This window comes from Paenibacillus plantiphilus (assembly GCF_927798095.1).
Taxonomy (GTDB): domain Bacteria; phylum Bacillota; class Bacilli; order Paenibacillales; family Paenibacillaceae; genus Paenibacillus_Z; species Paenibacillus_Z plantiphilus.
The window spans coordinates 23214-35719 of record NZ_CAKMMF010000014.1 but is presented as its reverse complement, the minus strand read 5'-3'; the positions used below and the strand labels follow the sequence as shown (position 1 = coordinate 35719).

The 12506-nt window shown below is 46.8% G+C and carries 12 protein-coding genes; all 12 read left to right on the top strand.

Annotated features, from left to right (window positions below):
* Positions 1-626 precede the first annotated feature (626 nt).
* A complete protein-coding gene (locus tag L6H65_RS13575) occupies positions 627-1532 on the top strand; it encodes a hypothetical protein (protein ID WP_236343081.1) in 906 nt (301 codons plus the stop codon).
* Between the two features lie 82 nt (positions 1533-1614).
* The gene (locus L6H65_RS13570) at positions 1615-2433 is read left to right on the top strand and encodes a hypothetical protein (protein WP_236343080.1); all 819 of its coding nucleotides are present in this window, start codon (positions 1615-1617) and stop codon (positions 2431-2433) included.
* A 691-nt stretch (positions 2434-3124) separates the two neighbouring features.
* Complete coding sequence (locus L6H65_RS13565; protein WP_236343079.1) at positions 3125-4147, top strand: SAF domain-containing protein; 1023 nt, start codon at positions 3125-3127, stop codon at positions 4145-4147.
* A gap of 3 nt (positions 4148-4150) precedes the next feature.
* Positions 4151-4729, top strand: coding sequence for a hypothetical protein (locus tag L6H65_RS13560; RefSeq protein WP_236343078.1), 579 nt, complete (start codon positions 4151-4153; stop codon positions 4727-4729).
* 1 nt (position 4730) lies between these two features.
* Complete coding sequence (locus L6H65_RS13555; protein ID WP_236343077.1) at positions 4731-5564, top strand: CpaE/TadZ family protein; 834 nt, start codon at positions 4731-4733, stop codon at positions 5562-5564.
* Positions 5561-7414 (top strand): pilus assembly protein CpaF, encoded by a 1854-nt coding sequence (locus L6H65_RS13550; RefSeq protein WP_236343076.1) that lies wholly within the window; start codon positions 5561-5563, stop codon positions 7412-7414. The genes L6H65_RS13555 and L6H65_RS13550 overlap by 4 nt, the downstream gene beginning before the upstream one ends.
* Entirely contained in the window at positions 7411-9504 is a 2094-nt protein-coding gene (locus tag L6H65_RS13545; protein ID WP_236343075.1) for a hypothetical protein, read from the top strand. The genes L6H65_RS13550 and L6H65_RS13545 overlap by 4 nt, the downstream gene beginning before the upstream one ends.
* Positions 9505-9521: 17 nt before the next feature.
* Positions 9522-10028, top strand: a complete 507-nt coding sequence (locus L6H65_RS13540) for a hypothetical protein (RefSeq protein ID WP_236343074.1) — start codon at positions 9522-9524, stop codon at positions 10026-10028.
* Between the two features lie 34 nt (positions 10029-10062).
* A complete protein-coding gene (locus tag L6H65_RS13535) occupies positions 10063-10533 on the top strand; it encodes a hypothetical protein (protein WP_236343073.1) in 471 nt (156 codons plus the stop codon).
* 73 nt (positions 10534-10606) lie between these two features.
* On the top strand, positions 10607-10975 hold the full coding sequence (locus tag L6H65_RS13530; RefSeq protein ID WP_236343072.1) for a hypothetical protein: 369 nt from the start codon (positions 10607-10609) through the stop codon (positions 10973-10975).
* Positions 10939-11532, top strand: coding sequence for a hypothetical protein (locus tag L6H65_RS13525; RefSeq protein ID WP_236343071.1), 594 nt, complete (start codon positions 10939-10941; stop codon positions 11530-11532). The genes L6H65_RS13530 and L6H65_RS13525 overlap by 37 nt, the downstream gene beginning before the upstream one ends.
* The gene (locus tag L6H65_RS13520) at positions 11519-12490 is read left to right on the top strand and encodes a hypothetical protein (RefSeq protein ID WP_236343070.1); all 972 of its coding nucleotides are present in this window, start codon (positions 11519-11521) and stop codon (positions 12488-12490) included. The genes L6H65_RS13525 and L6H65_RS13520 overlap by 14 nt, the downstream gene beginning before the upstream one ends.
* Positions 12491-12506 lie beyond the last annotated feature (16 nt).

The following is a 12506-nucleotide window of genomic DNA, read 5'->3' as shown; positions in this document are numbered from 1 at the left end:
GTTTATTTGTCATGGAATCGTGATTTTCGCTATTAACATCGGCGATATTACAAAAACCGACAACTAAATACCTGTGAAATTATAGGCGCAACCGACTATGAGATTGCAGAGTGTGTACATTGCTGATTGGCAGCCGATGTCTGTAGTATCATATACAATTTCTATATTTAACCATTAGGATGACTAATAGTAGAACAGTCTATATGAGTTGAACGATTGAAAGGAACAAACAGACTGCTGAGCAGAGGAATGTTCTTACGATCGCTGTTGTTCCCGGAATTCTTGAATAGTAGTCGATAAATGTGGAATTCCGGGAACAAAGGCGAGCGCTGACGCTTCTCCAGAATCATTCCCCCTGCTAAGGAGATAGGATGATTGAATCGACAATGAACCTTCCACTACTATCCAGAAGGTGGGTGTTCGAAAAGCAAATAAACTCGGGCTTTCGATGTCTGGTCATGATAGCTAATTATCATGAATTACCTACGGAAGAAGAGCGAATCAAGCATTCCTATGCGGCAAGCGATGATGGTATCAAAGTTAACCGATATGCAGCGAGCAGCCTGCGAGCTGGGGGGTGAAGTGCAAGCTTGCTCAAGTAAACATCAGCAGAGAAACCTCAAGATTTGCTGAACATTTGGGAAGGTTCCATTCTCCTATTTACTCCCAAAAAAACCAATAAAGGAGAAGATGGTCGCAAGTTCCAAGTTGTTATGGAGGTGAACTTTATTCAGACGAAGTGGAAAAACTCAATAATCGTATACTTGTTTATCGTCATTACCCTGCTAACGGCCTCTTGTACTATAATCACACAGAATAAGCAGCAGTCAGGGACAAAAGAATCACAAGCAGCCAAGCCCTCACCGACGGACAAAGAAGAACTGGCCAAGATCAAGAAGAAGATGGAATTGTATTTGCACTTCAAGTACAACAAGGAGTTTGTTGTGGAGAAGATCGATTATGAGCCGAATACGAGCGATTATATTATGGATGTCTATGTTAAGGGGAATGAAAAAATAAAGTTTCTGGCTTATAAGAATATTAGTTTGAATACGACAGGAGATACTTTTCTTTTCAAGTACTGGGATGATGAAATTTATGCTGACTTCAAACAGGTATTTGATCGATTATTTCCGGAGCCTTACAACCTTCGAGATGTTCCTCCTGTGCATATGAATTTGGATCAGAAATTAAAGCATAGGATTATACCGCAGAAAGAAGGAGGAAAGTATCCTACTTTCCAGCAAATTGTCGAGAAATATCCGGAAGAGTTCGAAATGAATATTCTTTTAGGCATGTCATTTGATCAGAAAGTGGAGCTAACGGATGATGAATTGTTGATGAGGATATATGAACTGATTAAGCATTATAAACAAAAGAGCAATAAAATCACAATGATAAATTTTGCGCTTTACGAAGACGGTAATGCTGATATTCCAGTTAAAGTGCTTGATATAGTGGGATTTGATGATACTTCTAATATTAATAAATGGAATGACTTAAAGTTATACTGGCACAACGTCACTCCATAAGAATAGGAGATGAATTGATGGCAACTGATTATGAAACTCTGCGAGTGTGCTATGAAAGGCAATTCATTAAAGAACGTGCTGAATGGAGGTGAGCTTTATTCAGACGAAGTGGAAAAACTCAATAATCGTATACTTGTTTATCGTCATTACTCTGCTAACGACCTCTTGTACTATATTCACACAGAATAAGCAGCAGTCAGGGACAAAAGAATCACAAGCAGCCAAGCCCTCTCCGACGGACAAAGAAGAAATGGCCAAGGTCAAGAAGAAGATGGAATTGTATTTGCACTTCAAGTACAACAAGGAGTTTGTTGTGGAGAAGATCGATTATGAGCCCAATACGAGCGATTATATTATGGATGTTTATGTTAAGGGGGATGAAAAAATAAAGTTTCTGGCTTATAAGAATATTAGTTTGAATACGACAGGAGATACTTTTCTTACAAAGTATTGGGACGATGAGATTAATGATGACTTCAAGCAGGTATTTGATCGATTATTTCCTGAGTCGCATAAAATTCGTAAAGTACCTCCAATAGGATTTAACTTGGATCGTGAATTAGAGATGCGGATTATACCTCAAAAGGAAGGAGGGAAGTATCCTACTTTCGAGCAAATTGTCGAGAAATATCCGAATCAATTTGAGATGAATATTATATTACGAATGTCTTTCGATCAGAATGTGGGGCTAACGGATGATGACTTGTTAGCGAGACTATATGAGTTAATTAAACACTACAGACAAAAGAGTAACAAATTAACAATGATAAAATATGCGCTGTATGAAAATGAAAAGGATCAAATTCCAACTAAAGTGCTTGATATTGTGGGTACAGAGGATACTTCCAAAATTAATGAAGTGGAAGATTTGAAACGATATTGGCATACGGTAAATCCGTAAGAATAGGAGAGGAATAAATGGCATCAGACTAAACCCATTCAATCTGATTATGGAAAGGTCATAGGATGAATTGTTAATATCAATAAACAAAACTAGCTGCTGCATTCACTGCAAGCTCCGGATCGAGCTGGGAGCAAGCGATTGCGAGTAAGCCACAAGAGGTGTCTAGCATTCTGGCGCAATACTGGAAGTCTTCCAGTTAAGAGCGCGACGGAACTGTTAATTCTGAACCGCTTGCATGCGCATATATTACTGTAATTCATCTATTGACGTACTGGAATCAATGGTCGTTGCCGACGACCGCTCCAGGTACGTCTTTATTTTTTGTTAAAAATTGCATAAAGACGGAGCGTTTTAAAGGTAAGTCCCAGTTCTTTTGATATAGGCGCGACTTGCGTTTTTTTGTCATGTAATCATGATTTTCTATTCCAGAAGACATGAACCTACAAAAAATAACAAAATAATTGTGAGGAGAGGGTGGGTGTAAATGACTAAGCGTCTGAAAACGCCTTATTTGGGGTGTGACTCACAATGACGGTAGAACTATGTACAATTGCTATATTTAACCATTAGGATATCTAGGGAAGTCCATTCAAACAATATTCAGCAGAATAATCGGTTCGAACGAACCGCTCTTCATCACAGAATGAGTTATTTTGTTAAAAAACATCACAAAGGGGTGTAGTCATTCGTGCGAGGCAGATCGACAAAAAGAACAATGCTGTTTACCACAATAGGCGGCGGGGCCGTACTGCTTGTTGCAGTAGGTGTCTGGTTTGCAGCTATGTTCTATTATGACGCACAGATAGAGAATGAACGATTGAATTATGAGCAGCTAATAGCGGCCAAGGATGCGAGCTTAAGCGCATATGAGGCGAAGTCGAAGCTTGGTTATGTGCTTGCGACCGATAAGAAAGCGGGACAGAGAATTGGGCAGGCGGATGTTGAACGAATTGCGCTGCCAGACTTTTTTGCACCCGGCAATGTTATAACGAATGCGGAGGATGTCGTCGGTAAGGTGATCAAGATCGGAGCGCTTAGAGGCACATCGATTACGAATGAGATGGTCTATGCAGAAGGGGAATTAGATCCAAGTCTTCGCAAGGAAGAGTCTCAATATATCAGGCTGCCCCTGCGAGTGAACGCGATGGATATTGTGGATATCCGAATCGTGTTTCCCAATGGCGAGGATTATGTAGTTCTATCCAAGAAGAGGCTGGATGATGTGGATGCCTTCAACCAAATTTCTTACTTTACTGTGAATGAGGCAGAGCGGCAGCTTCTGCAGTCCTCGCTCGTGGATGCTTACACGAATAAAGCCGAGCTGTACGCCATTCAGTATGTTGAACCCGAAATGCAGCCTGGGGCGATTGTAACCTATAGTCCCAATATTGATGTGATGAGGGTGCTGCGTACGAATCCGAATATTGTGAATCGGGCCAAACTACTGCTCTTCGAGGAAATTCGCAAAGGGCTGGATGCCAGGCTGAAAATAATTCCTGACGATCATAAGCAGCGCATCGGCGTGAACGCCCCAGATGGTGGCGCCGTATCCAAACGAATGGGAACCCAAGGAGCTATGCCAGCTCCGGCCCCCCCGGAGCAAACGGCGGCAGCACCATCACCGCAGCCGCAGCAAGCTCAGGCGAATTCGGAACAGCAAGTGACGGAGGATCATGCATCTTCCGGTGATACCGGCTTGTTAGGAGGGTGACGAATGACCAATATGGTGTTTGTGGGGGATTGCGAGAAGGTAGATTTGATGCTTGCAACAGCATTGCTGCTGCAGGCGCACCAAGGAGAGTCTTCCGCAGCTGTTATATCGGATGTTCAGCGGCACTATCGTTATTTTCAGGAAGAGGTATCGGGAATTGCAATTAGAGCCGATCAAGACGCAGTCGGATCGGAGCAATATGTGCTGTATGATTGGCATTCACTTGCTCTTCCAGAAATTAAGATGGATAAGCTCTTTGCCGTAACGACCTATGATCGGTCTTCATTGGATATGGCCGGAGAGATTATCCGCAAGCATCAGGTAGACGGATTAATCGTATTGGAGTCGGATTGTGCGATCAGTCCTAAATATATCCGCTCGCTTCTTCCTGTTAAGCGGTGGTATAGCTATTACGATTATCCGTGGAGACGCATTAACTGGGTGTTCGATGGTCGGGTAGGGCTTCGAAGAATAGAGAAGGATTTCGCTCAAACGATCGGGGATCTGGTTCAGGATGTGGCTGATATTTCGGAGAATGAGCTAAAGAAGCTGTGGATGTATGCGAAGAAAAGGGGGGCTTGACATGCTGGTGGCCTTCTGGGGTCCTGCACCCGGCCAAACTTGCACATCAAGCAGTATGATAGCGGTTGCAGCGATGCTGGCATTGGATTATCCGCTCAAAATCGCGATTACACATAATCAACAAGGTGAGACGGTAATGGAGAAATCATTCTCCAAGCTTCGTTTCGGTACAGGGATGCGAGGGACATCGGGCGGGCTGGATGCGATATTGAGATTGGCCGAGTGTGATCTGCTTACCCCAATCACTCTCCGGGATCACACGGAATCGATTCTGAAGGAACGGCTGGATTTGATAGCGGGAGCGCAGTCAGGAGAAGGCGAGCCCTTCACCCGTGCCCTCCCGCGAATCATCCATGCAGCATTGCGTTATTACGATATTCTGTTCTTTGATCTGGGTGCTGGCTATGGGAATGCGGTAACAGAGCAAGTACTTAAGCAAGCAGATTTGGTTGTTGTCACCTTGAACCAGAGTGAAGCCTTACTCGATAAGTATTTTGCATCGGTCGCAAGAATAGCTAATCCCGGAAAAGGAAAGCGTTTGTTCTGTGTAGGCTCTTATGAGCCTGTCTCTAGACTAACGCTGAATCGGATAATGAAGAACTACAGAATTACGAGCAAAGAGATTGTTGCTGTACCGAGAAGCGTGCGTTATATGGATGCCATGAATGATGGGAATATTCTCGACTATATCCTCCGTGCTATGGCTGTGAGAAAAAGGCTGCTGGAATATGACGGGAACGTCTCGTTCATTGCGGGGGTACGGCAAGCAGGCAGGAAGGTGTTGGAGCTGCTTGATCTAGCTCCACTTGAGGAGGTGGATCTCGAAGCACAATGATGAATACGATCTTGCTTATTCTCATTACTGCAGGGATTCTAATGCTTCTCATTCGTGTGCTGCTTACGAAGCGGTCGAAGGCAGGGGACGCGGATGAGAATCGGTATGATCTCGATAGTATTCAACAATTTATCCGATTAGCGCTTCAGGAATTGATCTCAACCCAATTGAATGATGGCAATTTGAGTGAAGAGGAATATAATCGGCGCAATGCCAGACGCCATGAATTAAGAAAGGCACTGCGCAGCTGTATGCACGGCGATACGTCCGCGAAGAAATATGTCAAAGCGTACATGAAGGATTTGCTGGAGAAGGCCTATGGTCTGCATGATCAGAATATTGGGGGTGTTATTCCCTTTGATAAGCCGGATCGTCTGACGGCGCAGGACCAATTCGAAATTATGCTGCAGCACTATCAGAAGCGTCATAAGTATGATGCCTTCAATGAGCTGATGGCGAGATACAAGCTTGATGAGCTGAAGACATTCTCGGATGGGTCCAAAGGCTACAAAATTACGGCAGATGAAATCCGGAGCATGTATGAAGCAGAGAACTTGACCCTCACACTATCGGACAAGCTGGATGTGATTGTGCAGAGAGTCTATCAATCCTACAAGGGACTTGGCGTGATTGATGAGCTGAGAGACCAGAATATTGATGGAGTTAATGGTGGGACGAGCGGTCTTCCGCCGGATGTCGCGCAGTCTCTCGACGTCGCGGGATATACTGATGGACTTGGGGAAGTGCCGAAAGCGCATGATGCAGTATGGATATTCTACAAGGGCAAATCGGTTCACTTGTCCTTCCTCAGCTTCGGCAGCGACCTGGAACTGAAGCGGGTATGCCAGAACATCTATACTTTCGGAAGTCCTGGACAGCTGAATGAATCGAACGGTTACATGGTTAATGATATGGCCGATGGAAGCCGTGTTGTCGTTGTTCGGCCCAAGATGTCGGAGTCGTGGGCATTCTTCGTCCGCAAGTTCGATATTCGCAAGGCGGAGCTTGAGGAGCTAATCAGGGATGAGAACGCGGAGCTTGCGATCGGCATGCTTAAGTATCTCGTCAAGGGAGCCCGCGTCACGGGCGTCACGGGACAGCAGGGTACCGGGAAAACTACGATTCTAATGGCGATTGTTAAGCATATTTATCCCACCCTGAATCTCCGTATTCAAGAGATGGCCTTCGAGCTGAGGCTTCGTAAAATTTATCCGGACCGCAATATCCTGTCTTTCCGCGAAACGCCAACGGTCAGCGGGCAGGATGGGCTTGATACGCAGAAGAAGACGGATGGCTCGGTTAATATTCTGGGCGAGGTGGCGACACATCCGATTGCGAGCTGGATGATTCAGATGGCACAAGTGGCCTCCCTGTTCACCCTGTTCACTCACCATGCCAAGACATTCCCGAATCTGATCTATGCGCTGCGCAACAGCCTGCTCGCGACTGGCGTGTTCACGAATGAAAAAATTGCCGAGAAGCAGGTTGTGGATGTTATTACCTTCAATGTGCATCTGGTAAAAGATGAGCGAGGCAGGCGGTATATTGAACGGATTACAGAATGCGTTCCAGTCGATGACACCTCTGAATATCCCCGTGAGTACAAACGTGTATCGGACATGAGCACGAAGCTGGATGCATTCATGGATACGATGACGGAATACTTCCAACGTTCAACGGACCGCAAAACTTTCGAATACAACAACGTGATTGAGTGGCGCGACGGGAAATATGTAACGGCAGCTAAGCTATCGGATCGAAATGTGAAAGAGATGCTCCTCCATATGAATGCCGAAGATACGGCAGCATTTCAAGATTTTCTGCGCGCACATTGGGGGGATGCCTCATGAATCCGTTGTATATTTTGCTGGCGGTCATTGTCTTTCTTGTATTGATATTGGCACTGTTTGTCGTCATGCTGCTCATCGTTCAATCACGAATTGATCCTGTTGCCTACAAGGAGCTGCAGAAGCTGAAGCGGCTGCTGCCAAAACAGCGCAAGAATCGGTCGTGGAATCTGCTTGCGGAGCAATTATATCCTCTTATGAGGAAAATTCCGATTATTCAGAATTTACTCGCGGGAATACGCAATCGGCTCATGACGCTGTATGCGGATAATGAGAACCTGGTTCGCGCTCAATCGGCCTCCATGACAATGACCATCTGTTCGATAATTATTGGCATCTGGCTCATGGCCTTGCTGTTCACCTCTTCTTGGATGATTCGTATAGGAATCATTCTGGCAGCTGTCTATATGGGAACGGTTATAGCTGATTTGCTTATTGGCCGCAGAGAGAAGAAGCTGCTGTATGGCTTATCCGGCCTGCTGCTGGATCTTCGTCATGAATATCATCAGACGCATATGGTTATCGAATCCTTGGAACGTGCTTCAGAGCGGACAAGCCCGCTCATCGCCGCCCATGCGAGAAAGCTGGCGGAAGTGCTGGCATCAGTAGACCCGGAAGAGGAGCTGCGCAAATATTACGACGAAGCGCCGAACCGCTACACGAAGCTGTTGGCTGGAATTAGTCACTTGATTCTGGAGAATGGGGATGGCGCATGGCAGAAGGGTGATTCTGCGGGGGGAGAGCGGTCCCTCTATCTCAATGCTCTGTCCAAGATTAATGAGGAAATCCGAATGGATATTCTACGGAGAGAGCGGCTCGATGCTCAACTGGCCGGGATCGTATTCGTAGCCTTCAGCCCGCTCTTCTTCATTGAGCCGCTTCGCAATTGGGGAGAGAGCAGCTTCCCCGTGATGGGTGATTATTATGCGTCAAGATGGGGAATGTACTCCCTCTTCATTCTGTATGCCTTGATGGGAGCGGGCTTCGCCGGTTTGCGCCTTGTCCGCGGGCTTGATGGCGCAAGGGGCAGGGCGGCAAGCGAGAGAGGTATTGTTCGAAGGATGCTTCGCATCCCAGTGTTCAATAGATGGGCTGATCGATTGTCGCCTCCAGATTATACGGCCAAATATTTTCGAACATGGAGTCAGATTAAAGATGCGAATGTACCGATTTCTGTAAAGGAGCTGTATGTAAACAAATGGCTGCTTGCCATCTGCGCCTTTCTGCTCATAATGACCATTCAATTCTATATGCATGATGCAGCGCGTGATCGCATCATTTATCCGCCTCAATTGGCTGCGAGCGCGGAGCCAGTAACAACGGCAGATTATCACGAAGCACAGCGAACGGAATTCGAAGGACAGGCAGTGCAGGAAGCGCTAAGGCTGGAGCTGTCCGATGCAGAAGTTCTGCCATTCATGAAGGAGCTCGCACAGGGGAAACCCTTCCTGCCGCTCGGATATGAAACGGACAAGTTTGTTGAGGAACTGGTGGAGCAGGTGGAAACGTACCGGAGCGAGACGTACCGTTGGCATGAGCTGCTTGTTGCTCTGGCTGCTTTCTATATCGCATTCTCGATTCCGAATTTGATGCTGTTCTTCCGCAGAAGTATGCGCAAGTGGGAGATGCAGAATGAAGCGGACGGCTTCACGGCCGTTGTATCGATACTATCAGGACTTCCGCGTATCAGTGTCATTGAAATTCTGGATTGGATGCATCGATACAGTCATATTTTCGAGCCCCAACTGCTGCGATGTCTGATTGATTATGAGGCGGGGCCATGGACTGCGCTGGAGCGTCTGAAGGAAGAGGTCAAGTTTATTGCATTGGAGAGGATAATTGACCGGCTTCAGGTTGCGGCAGAGCTGATACCGATCAAGAAGGCGTTCGATGATATTGAGAAAGAGCGGTCCTTCGATCTGGAACAACGGAAGCTGCAGTATGAAGGCATGATCAACAGGAAGATTTCAATTGGCAAAATGATCGGCTTTCTGCCGCTTCAAGCGACCTTTGCGTTGTACCTGATGGTTCCATTCGGTTATATGGCGATTCAGCAGCTAGGCGACTTGGCCGGTGTAACGGGGGGACTCTAGAAGAAGAGGATGATGGGATGGATAACATCACGAAATTTCTGCAATGGTCTGTTGGTTTGCTAATAACGCTGGCTATTATTAGCACGGGACTTCTTCTGTGGAATAAGGCCCAGCCGATCGGGTCAGCAGCGCAGCAGCAGGCGGCAGAGCAGGCTCGATTAATGTCCGAGGCGCAGTTCGCCGCTTATGACAACCAGGTTGTAAGCGGTTCACAGCTGCTAACCGCTTATCGCAGGTATTACACGCTGGATGCGTTTCATTTATACGTACAGACGAGCCGGGGCGGAACCCAACAGTTCGGCATGACACCCAGCGCGCCCAATGGCGGCACAGGCTCCAACTGCCCAAGCTTCGACTATGCGAACGGCAAAATAAATGGTGGAACGACTACTTGCTCCGTGAAGGAAGCAGATGTAACTACCGTCACCCACTCGTATTATGTACCTCCACAAGCCAGATTCCGCACAACAGTGGTGAAGGACGGCAACGACCGGATTGCTGGCATCTATTTCAAGATGCAGTAATTATAAATTAATGGGTGAAAGAGGAGTGGTATTCATGGAAAATGTATCAACGGGGTTAAAGTGGGCGATTGGAATTATCCTTACGTTGCTGATTGTAGCAGCAGGGATCAGTGTCTTCATGGTAACCCAAGGCTACTTCCAACGTGGTCAAGAGCAAGCGGTTTCTCAGTCTGTGGCGCTGGCTCAATCAGAGTTCAACAACTATGAGAATACAACTGTAACGGGGACGGATGTTTTGGAAGCGATCAAGCGGTATAAGGATCGGCCGTTCTTCTCCATTGAAATGAAAACACTTCTAATGACCGGTTATAACCATGCTACTGACAAAAAATGTTATTCGGCTGCTAATCCTTCAGTATCAGTTACATGCACGACACTTGTTACACATACACTCATGACTGATCAAACTCAAGCGACTTATGTTAACCCGACAGCAAGGTTTAAATCGTCCATTTATAAAGATGGTAATGGAGTAATTCGTCATATCCGATTCGAGCAACAATAATCCCTCAGCAGGCCTTCGGCTCTGTCCGAAGGCCTGCTTCATCCTATCTCTAGCAAAGGAGTGACAGCGCAGCATGGAGATCGCACGTTCATTCCTTGTCACTGTATTCGTATGGATCTTGTTTGCGACGGGTTCCATTATGTTCTTGAAGGGCGAGCAGCAGATGAGCGCGCTCTCTTCCGATTGGAGCCGGCCGAAGCTGTTCGAAGGCGCTTATACCGGAACCGCCGATTTGTCTCGGATGGCCGGGGAGCAGGTGCTGGGGCTTGTAACTTATGCGAAGGAAGGCGAGTTCGTTCTTAATCTGGACGGTTTATTAATCGACTCCAATACAGAGATGGACTCGATCGACTTCAGCGGTGTGCTTAACGTAGCTTTCTATACGCTCACAATTGCTCGGGATGCATGGGGCAAAACGATTTCTATTACAGCAGCACAGTAGGCGGTGAGTTTACAGTGGTTGATGCGTTTAAATCCGTCGTTGTTCTTATCTTGATTATTATCGGCTTTGTCGTCTATCCCGCGCTTCGGATAACGGATCGCAGCGACGAAGTTTCCCGCCAGGCCGCCGCCTCCGCTGTTCAGGAATTCGTGGACACGACCAGAGGAAAAGGCTATATCGATGTACGGGATTATGAAACTTTGCTCGGACAACTGGACGGAACAGGTGCTGTATTCGATGTCCAAATGGAGCATTATCGTAAAACAATCCAGCCCTACTATACGGACCCGAATAATCCGGCTACCTTCCAGAATCGGTACACCATTGAATACATAGGCACGTTCACAAGAGACATTCTAGATAATCTCTATCCGTACACTGTCGTTAACGAAGAGCTGAGACGGTATCCGATGCATGCCGGAGATCTGCTGCAGGTACGCGTACAGTCCAAAGGAACGACACTTAACAGCCGTCTGCAGGGCATGGTGCTCGGCAGTACGACACATATACCGATACTTGCTTCGTATGGGGGGATGGTTAGAAGTGAAGCCCCTTAGCATTTTGTTGTTTTTCCTCATTGTAGCGATTCCACTGGCCTTCATCCACGATACGAAACAGACATTTCATGATGGGAACGAAAGCATGTACAAGCTGTATAGCGACGCCTTTCAATCGGCTGTGGACGATACGTCCTATTATCTATCCCAGCTGGAGGCTCAGCAGAATAAGTCGAATATTCATTATGCGGGCGCCAAGAAGTTGGGATTTGGCGAAGAGGCGCTGGGCGTATTTTATCATAATCTGGCTATGAAATTCGGGGTCGGTGGCAATTCCGTTGAACGGCAAAACTTAATGATGCATATCCCCGCCATGGTGTTTCTCCACTATGACGGTTATGTGCTGGTTACGTTGGAGGATCCATCAGGCAAGGAGCTTCGGCCTGTTATCTGGCCCATTCGCCCTTATACTTACAAGCTGTCTAATGGCAACACGGTTTATTTCACGCTTGACGAGCATGCGGTGGTCTATAACAAGCCGGCCAATCAATTCGTGAAAGGCAAGCATAATGAGCTGGCAGCCCAGCTAGGAGCCGGGTTTGGTCAACTATCAGATGAACTAGTATTCAAGCAAATCCGGCAAAACGCGATTGCCTCCAACCTGGAGAAGGATTTGGCCGGCGCTGTTAATCGTCACATGGAGCTTGTTCGCCGTATGGGGCTGAACATCAAGTTCAGTCTGCCCCGCGGCCTGAATGAGCAGTCCTTCCAGAATGTCGGCATGATCGCATTCATGCAGGGTTATCCGCTGCCCGGCGGAGAGCGGCTGGATGCCTTCTCTTATGGGGGAGGAGCTGTTGTTCAGAGAAAGCAGCTTATTGGAGTATTCGATTCAGTGTCACAGCAGTTCAAAGCTTATCCTAATACATGCGCTCCGATTGGCTTGAATACAGTGGAGGTGTTCTATGACCCGGAAGAGGCGGCGAGTAAAGGTTATTTCATTCAAGATTGTCCATAGGACAGGAGGAATTAAT

What these genes read in the sequence shown, in the direction of transcription:
- L6H65_RS13570 (WP_236343080.1), top strand. Translation starts at nt 1,615, where the DNA reads ATGGAGGTGAGCTTTATTCAGACGAAGTGGAAAAACTCAATAATCGTA.
- L6H65_RS13560 (WP_236343078.1), top strand. Translation starts at nt 4,151, where the DNA reads ATGACCAATATGGTGTTTGTGGGGGATTGCGAGAAGGTAGATTTGATG.
- L6H65_RS13555 (WP_236343077.1), top strand. Translation starts at nt 4,731, where the DNA reads ATGCTGGTGGCCTTCTGGGGTCCTGCACCCGGCCAAACTTGCACATCA.
- L6H65_RS13550 (WP_236343076.1), top strand. Translation starts at nt 5,561, where the DNA reads ATGATGAATACGATCTTGCTTATTCTCATTACTGCAGGGATTCTAATG.
- L6H65_RS13545 (WP_236343075.1), top strand. Translation starts at nt 7,411, where the DNA reads ATGAATCCGTTGTATATTTTGCTGGCGGTCATTGTCTTTCTTGTATTG.
- L6H65_RS13540 (WP_236343074.1), top strand. Translation starts at nt 9,522, where the DNA reads ATGGATAACATCACGAAATTTCTGCAATGGTCTGTTGGTTTGCTAATA.
- L6H65_RS13535 (WP_236343073.1), top strand. Translation starts at nt 10,063, where the DNA reads ATGGAAAATGTATCAACGGGGTTAAAGTGGGCGATTGGAATTATCCTT.
- L6H65_RS13530 (WP_236343072.1), top strand. Translation starts at nt 10,607, where the DNA reads ATGGAGATCGCACGTTCATTCCTTGTCACTGTATTCGTATGGATCTTG.
- L6H65_RS13525 (WP_236343071.1), top strand. Translation starts at nt 10,939, where the DNA reads ATGGGGCAAAACGATTTCTATTACAGCAGCACAGTAGGCGGTGAGTTT.